The 24,500-nt window shown below is 70.8% G+C and carries 21 protein-coding genes and 5 tRNA genes; 12 read left to right on the top strand and 14 right to left on the bottom strand.

Annotated elements, in window-relative coordinates; all coding sequences use genetic code 11:
* Positions 1-86: 86 nt before the first annotated feature.
* Positions 87-920 (top strand): glucose 1-dehydrogenase, encoded by an 834-nt coding sequence (locus tag A3G1_RS0129910; protein WP_018353190.1) that lies wholly within the window; start codon positions 87-89, stop codon positions 918-920.
* Between the two features lie 3 nt (positions 921-923).
* Here A3G1_RS0129910 and A3G1_RS0129905 read toward each other — a convergent pair whose 3' ends face one another.
* Positions 924-1,583, bottom strand: a complete 660-nt coding sequence (locus A3G1_RS0129905; protein ID WP_026212666.1) for a dienelactone hydrolase family protein — start codon at positions 1,581-1,583, stop codon at positions 924-926.
* A gap of 29 nt (positions 1,584-1,612) precedes the next feature.
* Entirely contained in the window at positions 1,613-3,649 is a 2,037-nt protein-coding gene (locus tag A3G1_RS0129900; protein ID WP_018353188.1) for a HelD family protein, read from the bottom strand.
* A 233-nt stretch (positions 3,650-3,882) separates the two neighbouring features.
* On the opposite strand from A3G1_RS0129900, the gene A3G1_RS0129895 reads away from it, so the two are divergent.
* Positions 3,883-6,063, top strand: a complete 2,181-nt coding sequence (locus A3G1_RS0129895; protein WP_040480135.1) for a DEAD/DEAH box helicase — start codon at positions 3,883-3,885, stop codon at positions 6,061-6,063.
* 14 nt (positions 6,064-6,077) lie between these two features.
* On the opposite strand, the gene A3G1_RS0129890 is transcribed toward A3G1_RS0129895, so the two are convergent.
* Both A3G1_RS0129890 and A3G1_RS39190 read right to left on the bottom strand, forming a co-directional pair.
* Positions 6,078-7,220, bottom strand: coding sequence for a KamA family radical SAM protein (locus A3G1_RS0129890; protein WP_018353186.1), 1,143 nt, complete (start codon positions 7,218-7,220; stop codon positions 6,078-6,080).
* A gap of 107 nt (positions 7,221-7,327) precedes the next feature.
* Positions 7,328-8,416, bottom strand: a complete 1,089-nt coding sequence (locus A3G1_RS39190) for a hypothetical protein (protein WP_018353185.1) — start codon at positions 8,414-8,416, stop codon at positions 7,328-7,330.
* Between the two features lie 281 nt (positions 8,417-8,697).
* Between A3G1_RS39190 and A3G1_RS0129880 the strand changes: the two genes are divergently transcribed.
* Positions 8,698-10,749 carry a hypothetical protein gene (locus A3G1_RS0129880; RefSeq protein ID WP_018353184.1) on the top strand — a complete coding sequence of 684 codons (2,052 nt, stop codon included), beginning with the start codon at positions 8,698-8,700 and terminating at the stop codon, positions 10,747-10,749.
* A gap of 95 nt (positions 10,750-10,844) precedes the next feature.
* Here the strand turns inward: A3G1_RS0129880 and A3G1_RS40970 are convergent.
* From A3G1_RS40970 to A3G1_RS40965, 5 genes are all read right to left on the bottom strand, one after another.
* Positions 10,845-10,934 (bottom strand) — tRNA-Ser (locus A3G1_RS40970).
* Positions 10,935-10,966: 32 nt separating this feature from the next.
* Positions 10,967-11,038 (bottom strand) — tRNA-Arg (locus tag A3G1_RS0129875).
* Between the two features lie 33 nt (positions 11,039-11,071).
* A tRNA-Ser gene (locus A3G1_RS0129870) sits at positions 11,072-11,164 on the bottom strand.
* A gap of 180 nt (positions 11,165-11,344) precedes the next feature.
* Positions 11,345-11,417: transfer RNA gene (locus A3G1_RS0129865), tRNA-Trp, on the bottom strand.
* 372 nt (positions 11,418-11,789) lie between these two features.
* Positions 11,790-11,881 (bottom strand) — tRNA-Arg (locus A3G1_RS40965).
* Positions 11,882-12,032: 151 nt separating this feature from the next.
* On the opposite strand from A3G1_RS40965, the gene A3G1_RS0129855 reads away from it, so the two are divergent.
* Genes A3G1_RS0129855 through A3G1_RS0129845 form a run of 3 tightly spaced genes read left to right on the top strand, consistent with a single transcriptional unit; the run spans position 12,033 to position 14,294 of the window.
* Positions 12,033-12,536 (top strand): hypothetical protein, encoded by a 504-nt coding sequence (locus tag A3G1_RS0129855; RefSeq protein ID WP_018353182.1) that lies wholly within the window; start codon positions 12,033-12,035, stop codon positions 12,534-12,536.
* A gap of 4 nt (positions 12,537-12,540) precedes the next feature.
* Positions 12,541-13,644, top strand: coding sequence for a sensor histidine kinase (locus A3G1_RS37500; RefSeq protein WP_018353181.1), 1,104 nt, complete (start codon positions 12,541-12,543; stop codon positions 13,642-13,644).
* Entirely contained in the window at positions 13,641-14,294 is a 654-nt protein-coding gene (locus A3G1_RS0129845; RefSeq protein WP_018353180.1) for a response regulator, read from the top strand. Before A3G1_RS37500 ends, A3G1_RS0129845 begins: the two co-directional genes overlap by 4 nt.
* A gap of 9 nt (positions 14,295-14,303) precedes the next feature.
* On the opposite strand, the gene A3G1_RS0129840 is transcribed toward A3G1_RS0129845, so the two are convergent.
* Positions 14,304-14,840 (bottom strand): hypothetical protein, encoded by a 537-nt coding sequence (locus A3G1_RS0129840; RefSeq protein WP_018353179.1) that lies wholly within the window; start codon positions 14,838-14,840, stop codon positions 14,304-14,306.
* Positions 14,841-14,979: 139 nt separating this feature from the next.
* Here A3G1_RS0129840 and A3G1_RS0129835 point away from each other — a divergent pair, with 139 nt between their 5' ends.
* Genes A3G1_RS0129835 through A3G1_RS0129815 form a run of 5 tightly spaced genes read left to right on the top strand, consistent with a single transcriptional unit; the run spans position 14,980 to position 18,657 of the window.
* Positions 14,980-15,429, top strand: a complete 450-nt coding sequence (locus A3G1_RS0129835) for an SRPBCC family protein (RefSeq protein WP_018353178.1) — start codon at positions 14,980-14,982, stop codon at positions 15,427-15,429.
* A 29-nt stretch (positions 15,430-15,458) separates the two neighbouring features.
* Positions 15,459-15,725 (top strand): GlsB/YeaQ/YmgE family stress response membrane protein, encoded by a 267-nt coding sequence (locus A3G1_RS0129830; protein ID WP_018353177.1) that lies wholly within the window; start codon positions 15,459-15,461, stop codon positions 15,723-15,725.
* 48 nt (positions 15,726-15,773) lie between these two features.
* Positions 15,774-16,892 carry an AI-2E family transporter gene (locus tag A3G1_RS37495; protein WP_018353176.1) on the top strand — a complete coding sequence of 373 codons (1,119 nt, stop codon included), beginning with the start codon at positions 15,774-15,776 and terminating at the stop codon, positions 16,890-16,892.
* A gap of 54 nt (positions 16,893-16,946) precedes the next feature.
* Positions 16,947-17,945 (top strand): YihY/virulence factor BrkB family protein, encoded by a 999-nt coding sequence (locus A3G1_RS0129820; RefSeq protein ID WP_018353175.1) that lies wholly within the window; start codon positions 16,947-16,949, stop codon positions 17,943-17,945.
* Positions 17,946-17,982: 37 nt separating this feature from the next.
* Positions 17,983-18,657 carry an SDR family oxidoreductase gene (locus A3G1_RS0129815; RefSeq protein WP_018353174.1) on the top strand — a complete coding sequence of 225 codons (675 nt, stop codon included), beginning with the start codon at positions 17,983-17,985 and terminating at the stop codon, positions 18,655-18,657.
* A 12-nt stretch (positions 18,658-18,669) separates the two neighbouring features.
* Here the strand turns inward: A3G1_RS0129815 and A3G1_RS0129810 are convergent, their stop codons facing one another.
* Entirely contained in the window at positions 18,670-19,341 is a 672-nt protein-coding gene (locus tag A3G1_RS0129810; protein ID WP_083937191.1) for a TetR/AcrR family transcriptional regulator, read from the bottom strand.
* A 74-nt stretch (positions 19,342-19,415) separates the two neighbouring features.
* On the opposite strand from A3G1_RS0129810, the gene A3G1_RS0129805 reads away from it, so the two are divergent.
* Entirely contained in the window at positions 19,416-20,402 is a 987-nt protein-coding gene (locus tag A3G1_RS0129805) for an NAD(P)-dependent alcohol dehydrogenase (protein WP_018353172.1), read from the top strand.
* Between the two features lie 17 nt (positions 20,403-20,419).
* On the opposite strand, the gene A3G1_RS37490 is transcribed toward A3G1_RS0129805, so the two are convergent.
* The 3 genes from A3G1_RS37490 to A3G1_RS0129790 all read right to left on the bottom strand — a co-directional run bounded on the left by A3G1_RS37490 (position 20,420) and on the right by A3G1_RS0129790 (position 24,490).
* Positions 20,420-21,367, bottom strand: coding sequence for a GNAT family N-acetyltransferase (locus A3G1_RS37490; RefSeq protein ID WP_018353171.1), 948 nt, complete (start codon positions 21,365-21,367; stop codon positions 20,420-20,422).
* Between the two features lie 47 nt (positions 21,368-21,414).
* On the bottom strand, positions 21,415-22,710 hold the full coding sequence (locus A3G1_RS37485; RefSeq protein ID WP_018353170.1) for a hypothetical protein: 1,296 nt from the start codon (positions 22,708-22,710) through the stop codon (positions 21,415-21,417).
* 214 nt (positions 22,711-22,924) lie between these two features.
* Positions 22,925-24,490: an ABC transporter permease gene (locus tag A3G1_RS0129790; RefSeq protein ID WP_018353169.1), complete on the bottom strand. Its 1,566-nt coding sequence runs from the start codon at positions 24,488-24,490 to the stop codon at positions 22,925-22,927.
* Positions 24,491-24,500 lie beyond the last annotated feature (10 nt).

The raw sequence follows: 24,500 nt of genomic DNA, 5'->3' as shown, positions 1-24,500 counted from the left end.
ATGAGCTGCCGAAACCCAGGTTTCCGCCCCGGGCGGGCTGGGCAAACCTCACTCTGAGGAGCGATCGCGGGGAGCGGGTGAGGACGATGGCGGAACGGCAGCAGGAACCGCCCGGGACACTCGGGCTGATGCGCGACAAGCCGGACCACGGCGAAGAGTCCTATGTGGGCAGTGGACGGCTTACGGGCAAGAAGGCGGTCATCACGGGAGGCGACAGCGGCATCGGCCGGGCTGTCGCGATCGCGTTCGCCCGGGAAGGCTGCGACGTGCTGATCTCGTACCTGTCCGAGCACGAGGACGCCCGCGGCACCGCGAACCTGGTCACCGAGGCTGGCCGCGCCGCAGTGCTCGTACCGGGTGACATCGCGAGCCGCCGCCAGTGCGAGGCGATCGCCGGGCGGGCGGCTTCGGAGTTCGGGCAGGTCGACATCCTGGTCAACAACGCTGCGCACCAGCTGACGTTCGACACCTTCGAGGAGATCTCGGACGAGGAGTGGACGCACACCTTCGACGTGAACATCACCGCGATGTTCCGCCTGGTCAAGGCCTGCCTGCCGCACATGGGCGACGGCGGTTCGATCATCAACACCAGCTCGATCCAGGGCGACGCCCCCAAACCGTACCTGCTGCCGTACGCCGCGACGAAGGGCGCCATCAGCAACTTCACGGCAGGCCTCGCGCAGATGCTCGCCGACCGGGGCATCCGGGTGAACGCCGTCGCGCCCGGCCCGATCTGGACGCCGCTGATCCCGTCGACGATGTCACCGGAGCACGTCGAGAAGTTCGGGGAGAACACCCCGCTCGGCAGGCCCGGCCAGCCGGCCGAGGTCGCGCCAGCCTACGTGCTGCTCGCCTCCGACGAGGCCAGCTACATCACCGGCGCGGTCCTCCCGGTCACGGGAGGCAGGCCGATGCTGTGAGGCTCAGGAGGCTTCGGGCGACAGGTGTCTCGTGAACCACTCCACGGTCTGATCGGCGGCTTCCTCCAGCGCGTCCGGCTCGGCGAACAAGTGCGTGGCCCCGGGGACGATGTGCAGTCCCACAACGCCGGGCAGGATTCCGGCTGCCTGCTGGTTGAGTTCGATCACCACCTCGTCGTGGCCGCCGACGATCAGCAGGACCGGTGCCGTCACCTCCGCCAGCAGGCTCCCGGCCAGGTCGGTCCGGCCGCTCCTCGACACGACGGCGCGGACAGCCTCGGGCCGCTGGGCCGCCGCGACCAGCGCAGCGGCGGCACCCGTGCTCGCGCCGGACAGCCCGAGCGGGAGGCCTGCCGTGGCTGGGTACTCCCCCAGCAAGTCCACGATCCCGGCCACCCGGCCCGCCATCATCCCGATGTCGAACCGCCACCGGGCCGTCAGCGCGTCCCTGGTCACCTCCGCCGGTGTCAGCAGGTCGGCGAGCACGGTGCCCAGCCCCGCCGCGCGCAGCCGCCCCGCGACCATCCGGTCACGGGGGCTCAGCCGCGAGCTACCGCTGTCATGCGCGAACAACACCACCCCGCTCGCGTCTTCCGGGACGTCCAGATCGGCTTCCAGGGTCACGCCAGCTGCCGCTATGCGCACGAGAGTGCCACTCAGCATTCTTCTGGTGTACCCGCTGAGGCGCCCTCTCAACCGCCGATCAGCTGCTCGGGCAGTGGCTCGGCGTGCACGATGTGCAGAGCGCTGACCGCGCGGGTGAGCGCGACGTAGAGCCGGTGCAGCCCGCGCTCCTCCGCCGCGGCGATCCGGCCGGGCTCGGCGAGGATCACGGTGTCGAACTCCAGGCCCTTGGCCAGGCCCGCCGGTACGCAGATCAGCCGGCCGGACTCCAGCGCGTCCTCGTCCCCGCCGAGCAGGGCCGGCTCGATCCCGGCCGCGCCGAGCCGCTCGCACAGCGCCTCGATGTCGGCGTCGGCGGCGATCAGCCCGGTGGAGCCCCCGCCAGCGGCCGCTTCCCGGCACGCGGCCAGCAGGACCTCGAACGCATGGTCCGGAGTGGAGTGCGTGATCCGCAGTGCGCCGGCGGCATGCCGGACGGACTCCGGTGCGCCGAGGCCTGGCGCGATGGCGGGCAGCAGCCGGGCCGCGTACTCCAGGATCTCCCCCGGCACCCGGAAGCTCCGGCCCAGCACGGCCAGCCGGGCATCGGGCTTGCTGAGGTGGGCCAGCACCGGGTCCCAGGTACCGGTGGCCCACGGGCTCGTGCCCTGAGCGATGTCGCCCAGTACCGTGACCGAGCCGCCGGCGCAGCGCCTGCCCAGCGCCCTGCACTGCATCGGGCTGAGGTCCTGGGCCTCGTCGACCATCAGGTGGCTCAGGGACGGGGACCGGTCGATCAGCCCGGCCAGCTCGTCGAGCAGGACGACGTCGGCCGGCGACCACTTGGCGGACTTCGCCGACCGGTACGGCTTCGGCCAGAGCAGGGCCGCCTGCTCGGCTTCGGTGAGAATTCCGCCGGCTGCGGCGGCGAGCCGTTCCGGGCTCGACAGCACCTCGAAGAGGACCTGCTCGGGGGTGACCTTGGGCCACAGGGCATTCAGCATGTCGCGTACCGGCTTGGACCGGGTCACGGCCCGCTGCTCCCGGTCGTCAGGCGAGGCTCCGCGCGCCTCCATCCTGGACAGCACGAGGCTGGAGAGGCGCTGGCCGAGGGCGTCGCGGCCGGAGGCGTAGCGGATGCCGGTACGCAGGTCGGCCATCGCCTTCGCCACGTCCTCGCGGTCCACACGGTGCCGGGTCGAACCGTGCACGTACACGAGATCCTCACCCGGCTCGGAAAGGTGACTCCACAGTGCACGGTGCAGCACTTCGGCCATGCGGGCGTCGCCCTTGACCCGGACGGCCTCCGGAGTGTCCGCACCGGTCGCCGGCCGCTCGATCAGCTCGTCGATCGTCCGCTGCTGGACGGAGGCCTCGCCGAGCGTGGGCAGCACGTGCCGGATGTAGGAGAGGAAGGACGTGTTGGGGCCGACGACGGTCACGCCGCCGGTCAGCCGGTGCCCCTCGTTGAACAGGAGATAGGCGAGCCGGTGCAGGCCGACGGCCGTCTTGCCTGTTCCCGGGGCGCCCTGGACGCAGATACTCGGCTGCGAGGGTGCCCGGACCAGCTCGTCCTGCTCCGGCTGGATGGTCGCCACGATGTCGCGCATCGAACCCGACCGGGTCCGCTCGATCTCCTGGGCGAGCAGCGTCCCCGGCTCCCCGCCACCGCCACCGCCACCGGCCAGCGGTTCGTCCTCGAAGGCGGTCAGCTCCCCGCCATCGGAGAACCCGAACCGGCGGCGCAGCCGGACTCCCTGCCGGTCCTCCCTGGTCGCCCGGTAGAACGGCGTCGAGATCGGCGCGCGCCAGTCGACCACCAGCGGACGGCCCTCGGAGTCGCGGACGTGCCGGCGTCCGATGTAGACCCGCTCCTCGCCGTCGTCCCCGGCCAGGCCCGGGTCGTAGTCGAGCCTGCCGAAGAACAGCGGCGTGCCCGGCAGGTCCACGAGGTCGCGGCCCCGGCGGGCTCTGGCCATCCGGTACATCGTGTTGAACCAGACCTCGTCGGTACCGGAAACGAACTCTGGGGTCTCGGTCGCGAGCACGTCGGCGCGCATCCGCGCGAGTTCCGCCCTGGCGGAAGCCAGGTATGCGGCCTCGGCCTCGATCTGGGATGTGTGCATGCCGGAGCTGTCCCTTCGCATGGATCATGGATTCGCGTGGATCATGGATCGGCAGCCACATGTCACAGCCTCGTCCCGGGCACTGCCCACCGGGCCTGGCTGGTGGCCGGCGGCGGAAACGGGGCCGGCCAGAAGGATCGCGAGGCTACGCGCGGGCCCGCCCGGCCGCAACTGGTTTACGGCGGCCACCGCCAGAGCCACGCCACCGGGGCTGATGAACGATGATGGGTCCCATGTCGAGCAGTTCGCCCATGACCGGCGATCCGTTGTCCCGCAGCGAAGCGAAGGCCCTCGTCGGCGGCGCCCGTCGGCTGCACGACACGGCGACCGCGCTGCTCGCAGCCCACGAACTGGCCATGTCCGCCGCTCGCACGGCGCTGGACTCCGTGCAGGCCGGCCTGATCGCCACCGAGCTCGACCGGATACCCGTCACCCGGCTCAAGGAGGTCACCGAGGGCCGCCTGCGGCTCGGGGCGCTCGAAGCCGCCGGCTACACGACCGTCGGCCACGTCTACCGGGCCACGCGCCCAGCCCTCTACCAGGTCAACGGGGTGGGCGCGCAGACAGCGGACCAGGCGCTCGCCGCGGCCGGGCAGATCGCCAAGGCCGTCGAGGAGATCCTGACCGTCCGGCTGGCCGTCGGCGACCGTGACGAGAACACGTCAGGGCTGGTGGTCGCGCTACGCACCCTGATCCGCGCCGAGCCGGACCTGCGCAGGGCGCTCAGCACGGCTCAGCGGCTCGCAAGCACTCTGCCCGCGCTCGTCCACGCCGCCAGGCCCGCGACCGGATTCCTCCGGGGCCTGTTCGCGGGCCGGGCACGCCGTGACGCCTCCGCAGCCGCCGTGCACGAGCTGGACCGCACACTCCGGAACGAGGCCGCTCAGGACACCACACTGCTGCTCAGCCAGGCTCACGTGCACCTCGTGGACGCCCCGGCGCCAGCCGAGGCCGCCTGGGTGGACTTCGAGGTCCGGTCAGCGGAGTACTACAGCCTGATCGCCGAGATCTCCGGGCGGAAGCCGGACGCGCAGGCGGCACAGGGCTTCCTGCCCGGCGAGGTCGCGGCGCGGGTCAACGAGCAGCCGCTCGACGAGAAGTACCTGCGGGTGTCGCTGCGCGGGTACCAGTCCTTCGGCGCGCGTTTCGCGCTCGTCCAGCGGCGCGTGATCCTCGGCGACGAGATGGGGCTCGGGAAGACGATCCAGGCCATCGCGGCCCTCGCGCACGTCGCCGCACGGGGCGCGTCCCACCTGCTCGTCGTCTGCCCGGCCAGCGTGCTGGTCAACTGGACCCGGGAGGTGCAGGGCCGAAGCCAGCTCCGCGTCGTACCGATGCACGGGCCCGACCGGGAGGCGGCCTTCAGCGACTGGCGCGAGAACGGTGGCGTCGCCATCACCACATTCGACGTGCTGCACAACTTCGCGCCGCTCGCGCCGGGGTCGGTCGGGATGGTGGTCGTCGACGAGGCCCACTACGTCAAGAACCCGGACACCCGCCGGTCGAAGGCCGTGCACGCGTGGCTGGGCAGTGGCGGCCGGGTCCTGTTCCTCACCGGTACCCCGATGGAGAACCGGGTCGCCGAGTTCCGCAACCTCGTCGGCTACCTCCAGCCTGGCCTGCTCGGCAGCATCGAGGGCTCGGACGCCGTGGCCGGTTCGCGCGCGTTCCGGATGGCCGTCGCGCCAGCCTACCTCCGCCGCAACCAGGAGGACGTCCTCCCAGAACTTCCCGACCTCATCGAGACCGACGAATGGGAAGAGCCGAGCGCCACCGACCTGTCCGCGTACCGGGCGGCAGTCGAGGCCGGCAACTTCATGGCCATGCGCAGGGCGGCGTACGCCCACCCCCCGCACTCCGCGAAGCTCGAACGGCTCCGCGAGCTGGTCGCCGAGGCAGCGGCCAACCACCTGAAAGTCGTTGTCTTCTCCTACTTCCGCGACGTCCTGAACACCGTCCACCAGGCTCTCGGCGCGCACGTGTCCGGCCAGATCTCCGGCAACGTACCAGCGGCCCGCCGCCAGGCGATCGTCGACGAGTTCACCACCAGGCCAGGACACGCCGTGCTGCTCAGCCAGATCCAGGCCGGCGGTGTCGGGCTCAACATGCAGGCCGCCTCGGTCGTCGTGATCTGCGAACCCCAGATCAAGCCGACGATGGAACAGCAGGCGATCGCCCGCGCGCACCGGATGGGCCAGGTCCGCCCGGTCCAGGTACACCGGCTGCTGACACCCGGGGGCGTGGACGAGCGGATGCTCCAGCTGCTGGGCCGCAAGTCACGGCTCTTCGACTCCTACGCCCGGCGCAGCGACGTCGCCGACTCCACACCGGACGCGGTCGACATCTCCGAGGAACGCCTGGCCCGCCAGATCGTCCACGAGGAACAGGCCAGGCTCCGGAACGCGGGCAGCTAGACCGGGACCGCGGCTCAGGACAGCAGGTCGGGCAGGCCCCTGGCCGGCTTGAGGTCCGTGAACCAGGTCGCTGCCGGGTCCAGCGCGGCGAAGAACGGCCTGCCGACGAGACCGGGATCGCGGGCCTGGAGGTACCTCAGGACGAACACGTCCTCCCCGCCGATCTCCGCGACCCCGTCGATGATCACCTTGCCGGGCGTGGCGGACATGACCGGCCCCCGCACCGTCCGGGCCAGCCCCGAAACCTGCGCGTACGCCGAGCGGAAGACCTCGTACGCCCGCTGCAACGGCACGGCGAAGTGGTCGTGCGGGCCGGTGTCGCGCTCGACGAACAGGTAGTACGGGATCGTGCCGAGCCGGACCATCGTCCGCCACAGGTCCACGAGGACGGCCGGGTCGTCGTTGATGCCCCGGATCATCGGGGCCTGGCAGCGGATCACGGCGCCCGTCGAGCGGATCCGGCTGACGGCTAGCCGGGAGACCTCTGTGGACAGCTCGCGGGCGTGGGACATGTGCGCCATGATCGCGAGGTGGCGGCCGCTGGCGGTCACCGACTCGAACAGGCGCAGCAGCTCGTCCGCGTCGGGGTCGCTGACCACCCGGTGTGGCCAGAAGGCCAGGGACTTCGTGCCGATCCGGATCGAGGAGACCTGGTCGAGGGCCAGCAGCGGCCGGATGTAGCGCGCCAGCACCTCCGCCGTCATGATCAGCGGATCGCCACCTGTGATCAGCACGTCGGTGATCTCCGGGTGCGCCCGTACGTAGGCCACCATCGACGCCACGTCGTCCGTCGCGATCTTCATCTCCGGATCGCCGACGAACTGCGGCCACCGGAAGCAGTACTGGCAGTAGGCGTGGCAGGTCTGCCCCGGCCGGGGAAACACCAGCAGCGTCTCGGCGTACTTGTGCTGGAGCCCCGGCAGCTGCTCGCCGCCGAGCGCCGGCTCGTTGAGCGCGACCTGCCCGGCCGGATGCGGGTTCATCCGGGCCCTGATCTCCTGCGCGGCGGCCCGGACAGCCACCGCCGGGGCGTCCTCGCGCAGCAGCGCGGTCATCCTGGCCAGGTCGGCGGGCGCCAGCATGCCGGCCTGCGGGAACGTGAGGCGGAAGATCGGGTCCTCGGCCGCCGCCTGCCAGTCGATCAGGTGGTCGACCACGTACTCGTTCGTCCGGAAAGGAAAAACCGCCGCAACGGCGCGAAGGGCGAGCCGTTGATCAGCGGAAAGTCCGGCACGGTGCAGGATCTCGTCTAACGAGCGCTCGGTCAGCGCCCGGAACCTCGTCGGTATGATGCCCCCTCGGCAGGCTGCTCAGGCCTCAAGAGTACAAACGAGTGTCCCGAGCGGTCGTACTTCGCTCTATAGTGCGTCACCAGGTCCGCGTGCAGGCTCGACTCGCCGGGCACCAGTTCCAGCGTGTACTGGGCCGACAGGTCGTGCGCCAGGTTCGCCCTGACCTCGTCGTCCCGCGCTCCGGCCAGGTGGGCCAGCACGTAGGAGTCCATGACGTAGTAGTGCCCGTCCGCGCGCACGTACTCGCAGCCGACGTGGCGCTCCCCCGACGTGTCGCGCAGCACCAGCGTGATCGCCATGAAGTCCGTCATCGGCACGCCGTGCCGCCACAGCTCGGTGAAGCGTTCACTGACGAAGGTACCCAGCGGCGAGGCCACCTGAACCTCCAGCTGCGTGCCATCACCGGACAGCCGGCCGATCGGGAGGAAGGACACGAGCGCACGGTCGTCCCACCGGTACATGGTCACTGAGGCGGAAGCACTGTAGAACCGCACCTCGAACCGCTGCCGCGACCGCTCGCTCAGGCCGGCCTGGAACTGGCTGAGCACCCGCACGTTGCGCAGGATCTCCGTCCGCACGTCGAGCAGGCTCGTCTCGCTGCCGAGCTCGGAGGTCCGCTGGGCTGCGGCGAGCGAGTCGGGGTCGAGGATCAGGATCCGGACGGCGGCGTGCCGGGACATCGCCTGCTGCAGCGCCCGCAGGAACCGCGTCGTCCCCGGCCGGTCGAGCAGCCCGGAGAACGTGTCGAGGATCCGCACGTCGGACGTCGCGTGGAAGACCTGGTCGGTGAACCAGTCGTAGTCGAGACGCAGGTGCTCGCGCACCCGGCCGTTCAGGCCCCGGGTGATCAGCGGCGTGATCACGAAGATGACGACGATCGCGCCGAACAGGTCAGCTCCGAGGTTGAGCGCCAGGTTCTCCCCGAAGCGCTCCACGTTGCGCGCGTCCCACAGCAGCACACCCGCCAGCACCGCGATCAGGACGGCCGCGGCGACCACCTTCGGCCTGAGCTGCTGGAGCGCCCAGATCCGGAACGCCCTGACGTGCCGCCCCAGTCTCACGTGGACCTCCACCCCCTTCGATGCACCGCAAATATACCGAAGGGTACGGCCGGGCACCGGCCCGCAGATCCATATCGGACGGCCGCCGGTACGGGCCAGCGGCTTCACGGTACGCGGCAGGAACATCACCGACTGTTCCACATTTCGTCCAATATGTCGGGTCCGGAGTCGGGGATGTGCCGTTGGCGATGTGTGATATTGCACTAAGGTTCAGCGTTCATTCATGATGGCCTCTCCCTGGCCGGGCACCCCTCGCCCGGCCGGACGGGAAAGGACCCCTCATGCGCCACATCAGACAGTTGTCCCTCACCGCGATCCTGGCGCTCGGCGCCGGACTCGCGCCGGCCACCCTCGCAGCCGCGTCGCCGGCGGCCACGGCCTGCTCGTTCACCACCTCCGCGCACAGTGAGGCCGCGCCGAAGTGCGTGGCAGCAGAGGTCAGCCTCGACCGGCTCCCCGCTGTCGGCGAGTCGGCCACGGTCCGGATCCGGGTGCGTTCGCAGGTATCGGTGGCCTCGGCCCGGCTCAGCGTGCGGTTCTCTGACACGCTCCGGATCGACACTGCCGGGACGGGCCTGGCGGCTGCGCGTCAGGTCGGCCTGGACCGGCTCACCGAGCAGGGTTTCGCCCTGAACACCAAGGGCCGGACCGTCACCCTGCGGGTCACCGCGCTGGCCGCCGGGCCGGCACAGATCCAGGCGGATGTCACCGACGCCGGCCAGCCGGACCAGGAGCGTTCCGCCCACGGCTCGGCCGAGTTCACGGTCGGCGCCAAGGCCTCCGCCGCAGGGATCGCGTCCACTGAGGACGGCGGGATCACGACGGTCGCGCCGCGCCTTGCTCCCGCGCTGGCGCCGCCCGGGCAGATCTGCGCCACTGGCCAGTTCACGGTGGCTGACAAGACCGGGGCCTGGCTGGCCGGGCGCAACATCCCGGTCGCCGTGCAGGGCAAGACGACGTCGTCGGCCAGCCTGACCACGTACGCGACCGGGCTCACCGCCGTGGCCGACGGCCGGTACAACCTGTGCTTCACCGCGCCGGTGAGCACCATGTACCAGGTACAGGTCAAGTTCACCGCCGACTCCAGCGTCTGGCGCGTGACCAACAACGCCGGCAGCACGGTGTACACGGTGACGACAACGGCGAAGAGCAACTTGCCGTCCGGTACCGACGCCGACTTCGGCACCACGTCGCCGACCAGCACCAACATGCGCGGCTGGCACGCCTTCGACGCGGTCAACTACCTGTGGTTCATCCGGTCCTCCGGCACGAACTGCTGGACGGCCCGCGAGTCCAGCAACTGCACCAAGATCACGATCCACTGGCAGCCGGGCAGCACCGACGGCACGTACTTCTCGCCGTCCGGCCGGTACGTCGCCCTCGCCGACGCCGACCCGGACTCCGAGCACCTGGTCCTCCACGAGGCCGGGCACGCCTTCATGGACCTGCTGTACAACCGGTGGTGGCCGCCGTCGGACTGCCCGAGCCCGCACTACCTGCACAGGCGCTCCGGCTCGTCCTGCGCGTGGACCGAGGGCTTCGCCAACGCCATCACCGGCTACGCCAAGGGCGACGGCATGTTCTACTGGCCGACCGGCGAGTCCGTGAACCTGATGGACACCAACTGGTTCGACCCGTCCAAGCCGGCCAGCCGGACCAACATCGAGAACGGCGACCAGGTCGAGTGCCGGGTGGCGGGTTCCCTGATCGACCTGTGGCGCAACGTCGACGGCGGGCCGGCCGGCACGTTCAACCTGATGCGGCAGTACCAGTCGAGCTCGTTCCGCGAGTACTTCAACGACGACCGGCCGCTCACCGGCCAGAGCACCTCCACGGCGGCCCGTGACCTGGTCTACGCCCACACCATCGACTACCGGATCGCCCAGGGCGGCCCGCTCACCAACGGCGGCTTCGAGAGCGGCACCGCCAACTGGACTGTTGTCGGCGGCGTGATCGGCAACTGGAGCAGCTACCCGGCCCAGGCCGGCTCCTGGTACTCCTGGTTCGGCGGCAACGGTGTCACCAACACCGACTCGATCACCCAGCAGATCGCCGTACCCACCACCGGCAACGCCAGCCTCGGCTACCACCTGCGGATCGTGACCAAGGAGACCGGCAGCACGGTGTACGACACCTTCAAGGTCCAGGTCATCGACGGCTCGACGACGACAACGCTCGCGACGTTCTCGAACGTCAACCCGAGCGGTTCCTACGTCGCCCGCACCGTCAGCCTGGCCAGCTACCGGGGCAAGACGGTGACGCTGAAGTTCGTGAGCTCCGAGGACGCCAGTCTCCAGACCGACTTCCTGCTCGACAGCCTCACCCTCGCCTGACCCTGAGATGCCGAGACACCTGTGGCCGGGCCACCGGATCGAATCCGATGGCCCGGCCACAGGGAAGTCCACAGTGAACGGCATGGTGCGGTGCGCGGAGGAAGGCGGGGTCGAACCGCCACGGGACTCTCGTCCCCAACCGTTTTCGAGACGGTGGCCGTCGCCATCTGTCGGCTGGCTCCTCCTCGGTCGGATGCGATGGACTCCACCCGATGCGTACCCCGGCCAGGAATCGAACCTGGGCCTCCGGCTTCGTAGGCCGGCGCTCTGTCCGCTGAGCCACCAGGGCATGTCGTGCTGAACGGTACTTCTTCGTACTGAGTGGAGGGGGCGGGATTCGAACCCGCGGGCGGACCCATTGGGCCGCCTCGCCCTTAGCAGGGGCGCGCCTTAGACCAGACTCGGCCACCCCTCCGCGACGTGCTCTGCTGTGTGCCAGGCCGGCCGGCGGGGGTGATGGACCCGCCGGACGACCACAGCACCCCGCGAACTGGCAAATGCCATCAGCACGGCACGTACCTGCTTTCTTTCATGCCATTCACTGTGGAATTCTCAAGAAACAATTAGCCGCAGGGAGCGGCTATTGCTGCTATTGCACGGGCGGCAGGAATCGAACCCGCAACCGCCAGATTTGGAGGCTGGTGCTCTGCCAGTTGAGCTACACCCGCTTGTGTGGAACCCGTCCGCGTGGGGCGCGAACCGGGGAAAAGAAAAACCGCCCTGTCCGAGAAGGACCGGGCGGTGGCGGCAACGCTGGATGCGCTACGCCTGCCACCTGCCCGTCGCCGCCCAGCTGGCCAGACGCGGCTGGCTCAGGGACGGCTGGGGGTCCATGCTCACAACGGAATAGTGTCCGGAGGATCGGTAGGACATGTGCGCGGCGAAATCGCCGCTCACAGCGATGCGCTGCCAGCTGGTGGCGACGAGCTGTGACATGTCTTCCCTCCTCAGAATGCGGTCTTCCCTCAAGCGATGGGCCAACCATAGGCAACGACGGAGGCCCTGGCAATCCTTTTCCGCCGGCTATTCGAGATGTCTCGTGGCGGAGAGGGCAGGATTCGAACCTGCGGGGGTCTTGCGACCCCTCCGAGCCGGAGCCCAGATCCCGATAGGCCACTACGGGGACCTCTCCCAGTTCCTTGCTGCTTTCTTTCGTGTACCCAGTCTGGCAGCCGGCCCTGATCAGGCCCTGACTCCGCGCTGATCCCGTACGCCCGGTGACGTAGCCGGGGCTGCGCCGACGGCCGGATGTGTCGGGGCGGGTGCGGCGGCACGATCGGCGCATGACGGTTTCCTTCCGGCTCGGCGGGCCGGCCCGTAAGGCGGTACTCCTGCTGCACATCGTGGCGATCTGCGTGTGGCTCGGTGTGGACGTGGCGCTGGCGATCCTGGTGTTCACGGCCGAGTTCACCGCCTCGGACGCCACGGCAGCCCTCTGCTACCAGGCGATCGGGATCTTCGCGATCTGGCCGCTGATCGTTTCGAGTCTCGTGAGCCTGGTCAGCGGGGTCGTGCTCGGGCTTGGCTCCAAGTACGGGCTGGTGAAGTACTGGTGGGTCACCGTCAAGCTCGTCCTCAACGTGGTCCTCAGCGGACTGATCGTGTTCCTGCTCAGGCCCGGGCTGGCCGCGGCGGCGGAGTACGGGGAGGCGGTGGCCGCTGGGCGGGCTGCGACTCTTCCCGAGCACCTGTTCATGCCGCCGGCCGTGTCGATGGCGGCCCTGCTGGTCGCCACGGTGCTGACGGTGTACAAACCGTGGGGCCGGACGCGGCGGCGGATAGGCTGAGCCGGTGGCTTCCCTGCTGACCCGGTCGCGGCTCGCGGACTACGGCGTGGGTGTGCTGCTCGCCTGCGCCGGGGCCGCCGGCGTCCTGATCACCGATCAGTACAGTCCTGCCGATCGGGAGGCCGATGGGTGGGGGCTTGGCCTGGCGGTGGCTGCCGGGCTGGTGCTGTGCGCGCGGCGGGTCAGCCCGCTGGCCGTACTCGGCGCGAACACGGTGGTGGTCACCGCTTACCTGCTCATGGGCTACCCATACGGCCCGGTCCTGTTCACGTTCTGCGTCGCGGTGTACACAGTGGCCGGTCGTGAGCCGCTGGCCCGGTCGGTCCCGGCTGCCGGGATCGCACTGGTGGTACTGCTCAGCCACCTCCTCACTCATCCGGCCTCCCTGCCGGGGCTGCTCGGCCTGGTGCCCGGTACCGCGTGGGTGGTCGTGCCGTACGCGGCCGGGCGCACAGTACTCCTGAACCGCAGGGTCGCCGAGCGCGACCGGGCCGAGGCACTGCACCGCCGGGTGATGGACGAGCGGCTGCTGGTGGCCCGGGAGGTACACGACGTCGTCGGGCACGGGCTGGCCGCGATCAAGATGCAGGCCGACATCGCCCTGCACGTCCTGGAACGCCAGCCGGCCCACGCCGCCACCGCCCTCGCCGCGATCAGCGAGACCAGTGCCGGTGCCCTCGCCGAGCTGCGGGCCACCCTGAACGTCGTCCGCTCCGCCGTACCGGCCCAGGGGCTGGGCGACCTGGAGGCGATCAGGGGGCGGATGGCTCTGGCCGGGCTGACGGTTGAGCTCGGCATCCGGGGCGAACGGCCTGACAGCCTGCCGGCCACTGTGGACCTCGCCGGGTACCGGATCGTGCAGGAAGCCCTGACCAACGCGCTCCGGCACGGTACAGGCGAAACTGCTCTTGTGCGGATCTGCTATCGGCCCGCAGCCGTCGACGTGACGGTGACCAACCCGTCGCCTGCCCTTCCCCCGCGTGCCGGAGGGCTCGGCCTCGCCGGGATGCGGGAACGGGCCACAGCGCTGGGCGGGACGTTCTCCGCCGGCCTGGCCGGGGAGTCCTTCGAGGTCAGGGCCACGCTGCCGTGCGGAGACCACGCGTGATCCGGGTCCTGGTCGCCGACGACCAGCAGCTCGTCCGGGTCGGCCTGCGTGTCCTGATCAGCAACGAGGACGACCTGGACCTCGCCGGCGAGGCCGCCGACGGGCTGGCAGCCGTGGCCGCCGCCCGCGACCTCCGGCCCGACGTGGTGCTGATGGACATCCGGATGCCGGGAGTGGACGGCCTCGAAGCCACCCGCCGGATCACCACCGATCCGGAACTCGCGGATGTCCGGGTGATCGTCGTGACGACGTTCGAAGTGGACGAGTACGTCTTCGACGCGCTGCGCAACGGGGCCAGCGGGTTCCTGCTCAAGGACACCAGCCCCGCGGATCTCGTGCAGGCCATCCGTACCGTCACCGACGGCGGGGCGCTGCTGTCGCCCTCGGTGACCCGGCGGCTGATCCGCGAGGTCGCCGGCCGTCCGGTGCCCAGAGCCGATCCCCATCCGGCGCTGGGCACCCTCACCGAGCGCGAACGCGAGGTGATGGCCCTGGTCGGCGAGGGCCTGAGCAACCACGAGATCGCCGGCCGCCTCGGCATGAGCCCCGCCACGGCCCGCACCCACGTCAGCCGCGTGATGGGCAAGCTCGGTGCCAGGGACCGCGCGCAGCTCGTCGTACTCGCCTTCCGGGCTGGCTGGGTCACCTGACGGCCTCCTTCACCGCGACCTGCGGCGCCGGATGGCGTACGCGACGGTGAGCACCAGGACCAGCGGGCCCCACAGGGTTCCGGGTGCGATGCAGACCTTGGCGAGGATCTCCCAGCCGAGGCCCTCGTACCCGGCCCCGGGATCGGCGAGACCCAGCCAGGACAGCACGCTCGGCAGCCAGAAGATCGTGGCACCGATGCCGCCGAGCGTCGCGGGGACGATCGCGGCGTACGGCGGGATCCGCCTGCCGCCGAGCAGCGGGACCCAGGCGGGTACGACCTCGCCCCACCAGCGGACCAGCCCGAGGCTGAGCAGGGCCAGGGCCTCGCTGACGACGCTGAGTCCCAGCACGTACAACGGCGTCCACCAGAACCAGCCGCGCGGCTCGTCGATGATCATGCCCATCCGGTAGTCGAACGCGAACGGCAGCCGCCACAGGCACTGCGGCAGCAGCAGAAGCGGGATCGCGTGGGCGAGCCGGACCGCCCACGCGGGAGCGGGCCGATCGGTGGTCGGCACAGCAGCGACTTTCAGAGGAGCGGTCATGCCACTGACTCTTGTGGACCGGGGCTCCTACGGCCTCACCTGCGCTGGTGAGCGGCCTCCCCCGCCGGAGTGAACGCTGCCGGCGGTTGGGTTACCTCCCAGCCGGGTACACCTCCGGCATCAGCTACGGAGGTGAGTGATGAGTGTCGTGACCGAGTCGGTCGACGTGGAACTGCCGGTGCGCGCGGTGTATGACCAGTGGACCCAGTTCGAGGAATTCCCGCAGTTCATGGAGGGTGTGGACTCCGTCGTGCAGCAGGGCGACGACCATACTCATTGGAGGGTCAGCATCGGTGGCGTGCGCCGCGAGTTCGACGCGGTGATCCTCGAGCAGGTGCCGGACCGGAGAGTGTCGTGGGCTTCGGTGAACGGTCCCCGGCACGCGGGCATCGTCACTTTCGCCCAGCAGGGCGAGCACCGCACGACCGTGACAGCACAGATGGACATCGAACCGGAGGGCCTGGCCGAGAAGGCCGGCGACGCGCTCGGCCTGATCAGCCGCCGGGTGCAGGGTGACCTGGAGCGGTTCAAGACCTTTATCGAACGACGCGGCGAGGCGACTGGCGGCTGGCGCGGCCAGATCGGCTGAGTGCCGGGTTCGCCGAGGGAAGGAGCGCCATGACTATCACTGGGATCGTGTCGGCTGTACTGATCGGACTGCTGATCGGTGCGCTCGGCCGCTTGGTACTGCCCGGCAGGCAGGCGGTGCCGCTGTGGCTGACCGTCGTCCTGGGCATCCTCGCCGCGCTCGCCGGTACCGCGATCGCCCGGGCGCTGGGCGTGGTCGAGACGGCGGGCGTGGACTGGATCGAGATCGCGATCCAGGTAGTGCTCGCGGCGGCCGGCGTCGGCGTCGCAGCGGCGGTGGGCAGCCGCAGGGCGTGACACCCACCCTGTCCCGGCACGCCGGCCGCAGGCCACATGGAGCAGACAATGGCAGTGAACACGGAGCCGGGCACGAGCGTTTCCGAGCAGGGCGACGAACCAGGGCCGGCCTCCGCTGAGGACGGCCGGCCCTGGGTTACCGGGGTACAGATCCGGCGGGTGGCAGCACTGTCGGCAGTCGCCACCGCCAGCGGCCTGGCGGTCTGGGCAGCGGCGCAGGGCCTGCTGGCCATCCGGGGGCTGCTGACACTGGCCGGGGTCGCGCTGTTCGCGGCGGTCAGCCTGGATCCGGTGGTGCGATGGCTGTGCAGGCACCGGCTGCCGCGGCCCTGGGCGGTGGCTGTGACCGCCGGTAGCGTGTTCCTGCTGATCGCCGGGTTCGTGGCCTCGGTAGTGCCGATCCTGATCGACCAGGGCGGCAGGCTCGCCGGGAACCTCCCGGCCTATCTGGAGACCGCGAGGGAGCAGTCCCGGGCCGTCCGGGACCTCGGCGACCGGCTCCACCTCACCGGGCAGGTCTCGTCCCTGCTCGGTGATCTGCCGGGCAAGGCGGGGCCGTGGCTGCTGGCCTGGGGCGGGCGGCTGCTCGGCGGCCTGGCCTCGGCGCTGCTGGCAGCCGTGCTGACCGTGTACTTCATGCTCGACCTGCCGAGGATCCGGCGCGGTGTCGTCGCGCTGTTCCCGCCCGCCAGCCGTCCGGCAGCCGCGCGGGTCGTCGCGGTGGTCGTGGACAAGGTCGGTGCGTACATGATCGGCAATCTGATCATCTCGGCCATCGCCGGAGTGGCGGCCCTGCCCGTGCTCGTGCTGCTGGATGTGCCGTACGCGGCCGTTCTCGCCGTGATCGTCGCGGTCACCGACCTGATCCCGCTCGTCGGCGCGCTGCTGGGCGCGGCTGCCAGCGTGGCGGTCGCCGCATTCAGCGGCGGTCTCTGGCCAGACGCGATCGTCGTGGCCCTGTTCTTCCTGCTGTACCAGCAACTGGAGAACTATGTGATCGCCCCGCGCGTCCTGCGCGACGCCGCGAACCTGCCAGCCCTGGTCGTCCTGCTCACTGGCCTGTTCGGCGGGGCACTTCTGGGCCTGGCCGGCGTGCTCATGGCCGTGCCGGTCGCTGCCGCGGTGAAGGTCGTCCTGGACGATCGCCGCCGCGATCCTGTGTCCTGAGAGGACAGAAGTACTCCGTGACCGGTGTTCCGTAACTGTGGGAGGAGAGGACAGATGCCAGAATCGGCGGGGCCGCTCGCTCTGAGCCGGCGGGAGTGGCTGCGGGTGCTGTGGCGTACCGGACGCGAGTTCTCCAGCGACAATCTCGCCGACTGGGCCGCCGCGCTGACCTACTACGGCGTGCTGTCGATGTTTCCCGGCCTGATCCTCCTGGTCGCGGCCCTCGGGTATCTCGACGCGGGCAGTACCCAGCCACTGGTCGACAACCTGACCGTCATCGCGCCGGCCGAGGCGCAGGAGATACTCAACTCCGCGATCGCCGGCCTGCGCGAGGCGAAACAGACAGCGGGCACCGTCGCCCTGATCAGCCTGGCAGTGGCGCTGTGGTCGGCGACGGGATACGTGGGCGCGTTCATGCGAGCCGCGAACGTCATCTTCGGCGTGCCGGAGGGCCGTCCTATGTGGAAGGTGCTGCCGTTGCGGCTCGGCATCACCCTCGCCGTGGGGATCCTGTTCGCGGCGTCGGCCGTGATCGTCGTCCTCACCGGCCGGCTCGCCACGGTGGCCGGTGACCTCCTGGACGCCGGGCCGGCCGCCCGCACCACGTGGGCCATCGCGAAGTGGCCGGTACTGGTGCTGCTGATGACCACGATCATCACCCTCCTGTACTGGGCCGCTCCCAACGCCCGCCAGCGTGGCCTCCGGTGGGTCACGCCGGGCGGGCTGCTCGCTGTCCTGCTGTGGGGCGCGGCCTCCGCCGGGTTCGCCTTCTACGCCGCGCGCTTCGGCTCGTACAACAAGACGTACGGCGCGCTCGGCGGCGTCATCGTGTTCCTGGTCTGGCTGTGGATCTCCAACCTCGCGATCCTGCTCGGCGCGAAGCTCGACGCCGTACTGCACCGGGCGCGGGCGATCGCGGCCGGCCAGCCCGGTGACGCCGGACCCGGCCTCCCGCCCCGCGACACCAGCGCCCTCGCCGAGCAGCGGCAGGCGGATGTCGCAGCCGATGCCCCGCTCCCCCGAACACGGCCGGAGTCCGGCGTGATCAAATAGCCGCAGCGTCCGCAGGCAGCCGGAGAGGGAGACTGTGATGCCAGCTCATCTGATCACCGGCGCGGGTTCGGGTATCGGCGCGGCCGTGGCCCGGCGGCTCCAGCAGCGAGGTGACGACCTCTGGCTGGTGGCCCGCTCGCCCGGGCGGGCTGAGGCCCTCGGAGCGGAGTTTCCCGGTGCCAGCGTCCTCGTCGCCGACCTCGCCGAACCAGCCACTCTCGCCGGGCTGCACGGTCTCCCCGGCCAGCTGGACAGCATCGTGCACAGCGCGGGCGTCATCGACCTCGGGCGCACTGAAGAACTCACCGTCGCGCAGTGGACGCGGCAGCTCACCGTGAACCTGGTATCCGTCGCCGAACTGACCAGGATCGCCCTGCCAGCCCTCCGGCAGGCCCGTGGCCGGGTCATCTTCGTCAACTCCGGTGCCGGCCTGCACGCCCACCCGAACTGGGCAGCCTACGCCGCCAGCAAGCACGGGCTCCGCGCCTTCGCCGACGCGCTCCGCGCCGAGGAACCCGAGCTGGCCGTCACCTCCGTCTACCCTGGACGGACAGCCACGGCCATGCAGCAGCAGGTACGCGGTCAGGAAGGTGGCGCATACCACCCCGGCGACTACATCGACCCCGACACCGTCGCCGCTGCGATCGTCCACGCGCTCGGCACGCCCCGCGACGCTGTCCTCACCGAGCTGACCCTCCGGCCACGCCCCTGACCCGCGCCGTCGTCACGCCGCCCGCGCCCTGGCCTCGATTCCCTCCAGGATGAGGTCGAGAGAGAACTCGAACTCGGTCTGGTCGTCGCACCAGCCCAGTGTGGACTCCGGATCGTCGTGCGCGACCTCGGCCAGCATCGCCGCGATGTTCGGCAGCTCGGGTGCCATCGCCGTGATGACGCTCTCGTCGACGGGGCCGTTGCCCGGGTCGAACAGCTCCTGCGCGAAGCCCAGCGCCCGGCTGCCCAGGGCGTGCAGGCCGTGGTGAATGAGGTCGAAGGACACGCCGTCTGACCGCATGAGCCCGATCAGCCCGTCGTGGTACTTCGCGACGGACGGGCTGATCGACGTGCGCGTCGCCAGGACTCCCGGTGCCCAGCGGTGCCGGAGGAGCACCTCACGGGCGGCCAGGATGCGCTGGCGCGCGACGGCCCGCCAGCCCTGCGCGTCCGGCGTACCACTGATCCGGCTGGTGATCTCGTTGATCTCCTGGCCGAGCAGCTCCACCATGCCGTCGAGGACGTCCTCCTTGTTCGACACGTGGTAGTAGAGCGACATCGCCTCCGCGCCGAGGTTCTCGGCCATCCGCCGCATCGTCACCGCGGCGATGCCACCCTCGTCGGCCAGCGCGATCGCGGCCCGCAGCACCCGTTCCCTGGTGAGGGCGGTTCTCGTCTCTGTCACCTTGACCACCTTACGGTGTACGGCTAGCCTTACGGCGTAAGACTTACAACGTAAGAATTACCGAGGAGCCCCCCGTGAAGGCGATAGTCCAGGACCGTTACGGCCCGCCAGACGTGCTGGAGCTGCGCGAGATCCCCAAGCCGGCGCCGGGGCCCGGCCAGCTGCTCGTCCGGGTCAGGGCAGCCTCGATCAACGCCCGCGACTGGCACTTCCTGCGCGGAGACCCGCTCCTGGCCCGGGCGATGGCACCGCAGCTCGGCTGGAAGGCGCCCCGGACCACGATCCGGGGCAGCGACTTCGCCGGGGTGGTGAAGGAAACCGGGGCCGGGGTGACCAGGTTCCGGCCCGGCGACGAGGTGTTCGGTGACCTCTGCCCGGCCGACGGGGCCTTCGCCGAGTACGCCTGCGTTCCCGAAGCCGACGCGGAGCACAAGCCGGCGGGCATCAGCCTGGAGGAGGCCGCGGCCCTGCCGATGGCCGGGGCGACAGCCCTGCGCGGCCTGCGCGACACCGCCCAGGTCCAGCCAGGGCAGCACGTGCTGATCAACGGGGCTTCCGGCGGGGTGGGGACCTTCGCCATCCAGATCGCCAAGAGCTTCGGCTGTACCGTGACAGCGGTCTGCCGCACCGGAAACGCCGACCTCGTCCGCTCGGCCGGCGCTGACCACGTCGTCGACTACACCCGCGCGGACTTCACGGCCACAGGCCCCTACGACGTCGTCTTCGACCTCGTCGGCAATCGGTCACTGGCCGAGCTGCGCCGCCCGCTGACCCCGGCCGGGGTCGCCGTACTGTCCGGCGGCGGCAACTCCGGCAACGGCCGCAACAGCGTCCTCGGCCCGATGGGGCTCTTCATCAGGGCCAAGGTGAGCAGCCGGCGAGTCCGGATCCTGGAAGGGGTCTCGCCGGCCCGTGAGCTGGGCGCGCTCAGGCAGCTCGTGGAGGCGGGGAAGCTGCGGCCGGTGATCGACCGCAGGTACACGCTCAGCCAGGTGCCGGACGCCATCCGGTACATGGAGGCGGAGCACGCCCGGGCCAAGGTCGTCATCACGGTCGCCTGACGGGCAGGCGGAGACGGCTAGCGGAGCGGGACCTGCACCCAGCCGCCCACGTCCACCCGGCCCGACCGCTCGGCGGCGTGCCGCGCTCCCCGGTTGCTGGCGTGGATGGTGCCGAGGAGGACCCGTTCCGGCTCCGGCAGCGCCCTGGCGAGCAGCGTGGTCAGGTGCTGCCCGTAGCCGCGCCCCCGGAACCGGGTCGCCAGCATGAGTTCCTGGACGACGTAGGCCGGCAGTCCGAGGCTCTCCCCCTCGGTGCTCACCGCCAGGTACCCGGCCCACTGGCCGCCGGCCGTGACGTCGAACAGGTGGCCCTCGGCGAGGTTCTCCTCCAGATCCTCAAGGTCCTGGATGGTGGCCTGCCCGGGATGGTCCGGGTGCTGGGCGGCCAGGGCGGCGTAGGCGGCGCTGGCCTCGGCGTAGTGCTCCACCGAGGTCGCCCTGGCGATCCCGAGCTCGGCGGGCATCGGCCCGCCCGCCCGGAGGTCCGCGACCGGCGCGGCGAGGAAGCGCTTGTCCGGGCCGGTGCCGGCGAAGTGGCCGGCGGGCTCGGCGCTCCACAGCCGCAGGTACCGGGGCTGGAGAGCGCCGTAGGCCCGCACAGCCGCCTCCGCCAGCGCCGGCAGGTCGGCTGCCGTGAACGGCCTGCTCAGCACCGTGGCGTCGACGAACGGCTTGCTGGGGTCGAGCCCCTCGTACCGCATGCTCAGCATGGCGTGCAGGCCGTCCGGGCTGTCGTCGCCCTCCACGGCGGCCCACTGGTTGAGCAGGGCCTCTGGCGGCTGGCCGGGCGCGAAATGCCCGGCACGGGTCGCGGCGATCGACAGGTCAGCGGCCAGGAGCACGTCGACCTCGCGCTGCTCCGTGAGGAGGTCGAGCCTGGTGTCCTCCGCCGCCCACGGCAGGGTGCGGGGGTGCTGGGCCGCGAGAAAGTACTCGGCCAGCTCGCGTGCTGTCGGAGAGATCATTCCGGCGAGTCTAGGGACTTCCCGCGCCGCCCGCGTGCCCGCCGCCCTCAGGCTGCCTGCAGGCGGCCGGTGTGCGCCAGCTGGCTGGCCAGGGCATTGATCCTTTCCTGCAGGGCGATGATGGTCTCCCGGAGCTCGTCGTCGGCGAGGTCGGCCACGCCGTCCTGGTCGATCGACTCGATCTGCTTGGCCGAGGACACGATCGCCTTCCGGAACTTGTGCCGGCGTTCCTGGAGCTGCACCTCGGGGTCTGCCTCCACAGCCTCGGCGATGAGAGCCTGGACCGTCTCGTACGCGACGGCGACGTCCTCCGAGCTGACCTCGGCCGGGAGCTGCTCGGCGATGTGCTGGACTGCGGCGGCGGGCAGCGCGATCTCGCCGGAGGGGATGCGGGCCTTACCCGACTCGGCGACCTTGCGGACGTACTCCGCCTGGTCGGTGCGCTTGGCCTCCTCGGCCACCGCCTTCCTCATCTCCGGCATCGCGGCGATGTCGCGTGCGAGGAGTACCTGCAGAGCCTCGTCCTTGTCCAGCCTGTCCACCAGCGCCTGCCGGGCGGCCTCGGCGGTCTTGAAGTCGGCGAGGATCGCGGTCCGCAGGGCGCTGGGGTGCTCGGCGGCCCGTACGGCGTCCCCGTAACTCGTCCCGTCGGCCGTCGCCTGCTCGGCGATGTTCTCCCGGCGTTCGCTGCCCCGCTCGTAGGAGGTGAAGTACTCCGACCACAGCTCCGGCTCGGGAAGCTCGATGTCGATTCCCGGCGTCAGGTCGCCGAAGGCGGGGACGACGCCGGCGTCCGCGGCGCGTTCCCAGGCGTGGTAGTACCGGCTGACCCGGTCCTTCGAGCAACCGGCCCTGAGGGCGAAGTCGGCGATGGACACCTTGGCGTCCCGCTCGGAACCCTCCGATCCTGGGCGCACGTTCCTGGCCACCAGGAGCCCGAACAGCCAGCCTCCGGCTCGCATGTACCGGCCGAAGTGGCGGGCGTCCTCGTCGACCGGATCAGCGGCGGCCGCAGCGGGCTGCGGGAAGGCGGGCTCGGAGCCGGCGGGTACCAGGTCAGCGGGGTGAACTCCCAGCGCGGCAGCCATCAGCCCCAGCGTCTCGGGGTCTCCGGCGGCGAACCGGACGAGATCCGGGATCCCCACTCCCAGCCCCTCGGGCCGCGCGGCGGTGACGAACGAGTCGAAGCGGTCATGGCTCACCTCTTCCCCGTCGGGGGTGGTGAAACTCCGCCACGCCTCCTCTTCGAGAACCCGCAGGATCAGCGCGGGATCGGCCCCGGACTCGTCGAGCGCGGAACTCACGGCGTTGACCAGAACCGTATTACCGTCGGCGGTGTTCACGTGTACTCCTTAAGCCAGCCGTCGAGCGCCCAGGAACCGTACCCCGCCGGATCTCGCCAGCTCCTGAAGCACGCAGGCGCAGTGACGGTCGCTATTCCATTTCCCCGGACGCGGGATCCCGTCCGCCGCGAAGCGCCCGGACGAGGACCTCTGGCTGGGGTCCTCGTCCGGGCGCTGGTCTGGCTTGGTCGATGGCCGGGCCGGGTCTCTCGCGTCAGACCACGTCGCGGCGGCGGTAGGCCGCCAGGGCCGCGCAGCCGATGGCCAGGGTGATCGTGGTCATCGCCAGGACCGGGCCCGCTGCCCACTGCCCGCCGGAGAGGACCTTGGGCAGGTGGTGGAAGGGCACCACGAGGTTGGCGATCCAGTAGTCGATCTTCATGATCGGGCCGAGTACCTCGCCGAAGAGGTTCACGAAGAAGAACACCGCCCAGGAGATCCCGGCCGCGGCCCTCGGCAGCAGCCCGAACGCGAGCGCCGACACCGACCCGATCAGCAGCACCGCCGGAGCCTGGAGCAGGACCGCGCCGAGGACCCGCCACATGTCCCCGGCCGCCGCGCCCATCGTCACACCGGCGGCCAGCAGTACGACCACCGTGCCGGCCGCGGCGACCGCGAACTGTGCTCCGGCCATGCGGACCCGGGTCATCGGAGTGGCGAGCAGCAGCTCGGTCAGCCCGTTGCTCTCCTCGGCGCGGAGCCGCAGCACGGCGAGCATCGGGTAGAGCGCCGCGACGTAGCCGAGACTCAGCGCGGTCAGCCAGAGGTACGCGTCGGTCATCGAGGCGTTGTCGCCCTCGGCGAACCGGCGGAAGAACTCCTGTGCGGCGGGCCCGCCGGACGTCATGCCGGGGATCGAGGTGGCCAGCGCGCCGAAGAACAGGCCCGCGATGGCGAACGCCGCCGTCCAGCCGCCGAGCAGGCCGCGCTGCTGGCGCCACGCCAGGGCGAAGGGGCCGGTCAGTGCCGGGTTGGCCGCCGGCCCGAGCCGTTGCGGGATCAGGCCGAGGCCGAGGTCGCGGCGACCGCGCAGCCATCCGGCCAGCGCGCAGCAGGCGGCGGCCAGTACCAGGCCGAGCAGGGCGGGGGCCGGGTTCGTGTCCGCGAACGGCCGGATCAGGTGACTCCAGCCCTGCGGGGACAGCCACTTGAGCCATTCGGCGCCGCTGGCGTCCGCGCCGAAGCGGAGCAGGTACCCGAGCCCGAGGACCGCGCTGGCCAGCCCGATGGCGCTGCGGGCGTCACTGGTGAGCTGGGCGGCGACGGCGGCCACGGCGCCGAAGAAGGTACCGGCCACGGCGATGCCGAGCCCGAAGGCGAACGCGCCGCCCGCTCCGATGCTCATCGTGCCGAGCGCCGTGAGCAGGCCAGTGACGATGCTGGCCGCTGTGGAGACGGTCAGCGAGGCTGCCAGCGGCGCGTACCGTCCGACGATGCCGGCCCCGACCAGGTCGGCGCGGCCACTGTCCTCTTCGGCCCTGGTGTGCCGGACGACGGTCAGGATGGCCATCAGGCCGATCAGCGTGTAGATGGTGTCGCCGATCCGCCAGGCGACCAGCCCGCCGGCCGAGGGTTCGTAGATGCGGCCGGCGAAGGCGAGCAGTGCCCGGTTGTCGGCCATCTGCGCGGCGAACGCCGCCAGGGAACCAGGGTCGGGGAATGTGCTGGCGTACCGCTTGGCCTGGCCGGCAGTCATCAGCACCAGCAGTGCGGTCCACAGTGGAAGGATCCAGCGTTCCCGGCGGACGATCAGCCGGATGAGAAGCCCGGTGCCGGTCATCGCGCGTCAG

The sequence above is a fragment of the Longispora albida DSM 44784 genome, assembly GCF_000379825.1.
GTDB classification, from domain to species: Bacteria; Actinomycetota; Actinomycetes; order Mycobacteriales; family Micromonosporaceae; genus Longispora; species Longispora albida.
This window is presented reverse-complemented; position numbering and strand designations above follow the sequence as displayed.

Coding starts and splice junctions, on each gene's coding strand:
- A3G1_RS0129905 (WP_026212666.1), bottom strand. CDS start 1,583: ATGCTGAGTGGCACTCTCGTGCGCATAGCGGCAGCTGGCGTGACCCTG.
- A3G1_RS0129900 (WP_018353188.1), bottom strand. CDS start 3,649: ATGCACACATCCCAGATCGAGGCCGAGGCCGCATACCTGGCTTCCGCC.
- A3G1_RS0129835 (WP_018353178.1), top strand. CDS start 14,980: ATGAGTGTCGTGACCGAGTCGGTCGACGTGGAACTGCCGGTGCGCGCG.
- A3G1_RS0129855 (WP_018353182.1), top strand. CDS start 12,033: ATGACGGTTTCCTTCCGGCTCGGCGGGCCGGCCCGTAAGGCGGTACTC.
- A3G1_RS0129880 (WP_018353184.1), top strand. CDS start 8,698: ATGCGCCACATCAGACAGTTGTCCCTCACCGCGATCCTGGCGCTCGGC.
- A3G1_RS0129830 (WP_018353177.1), top strand. CDS start 15,459: ATGACTATCACTGGGATCGTGTCGGCTGTACTGATCGGACTGCTGATC.
- A3G1_RS37490 (WP_018353171.1), bottom strand. CDS start 21,367: ATGATCTCTCCGACAGCACGCGAGCTGGCCGAGTACTTTCTCGCGGCC.
- A3G1_RS0129910 (WP_018353190.1), top strand. CDS start 87: ATGGCGGAACGGCAGCAGGAACCGCCCGGGACACTCGGGCTGATGCGC.
- A3G1_RS0129840 (WP_018353179.1), bottom strand. CDS start 14,840: ATGACCGCTCCTCTGAAAGTCGCTGCTGTGCCGACCACCGATCGGCCC.
- A3G1_RS0129815 (WP_018353174.1), top strand. CDS start 17,983: ATGCCAGCTCATCTGATCACCGGCGCGGGTTCGGGTATCGGCGCGGCC.
- A3G1_RS0129895 (WP_040480135.1), top strand. CDS start 3,883: ATGTCGAGCAGTTCGCCCATGACCGGCGATCCGTTGTCCCGCAGCGAA.
- A3G1_RS37495 (WP_018353176.1), top strand. CDS start 15,774: ATGGCAGTGAACACGGAGCCGGGCACGAGCGTTTCCGAGCAGGGCGAC.
- A3G1_RS0129820 (WP_018353175.1), top strand. CDS start 16,947: ATGCCAGAATCGGCGGGGCCGCTCGCTCTGAGCCGGCGGGAGTGGCTG.
- A3G1_RS0129790 (WP_018353169.1), bottom strand. CDS start 24,490: ATGACCGGCACCGGGCTTCTCATCCGGCTGATCGTCCGCCGGGAACGC.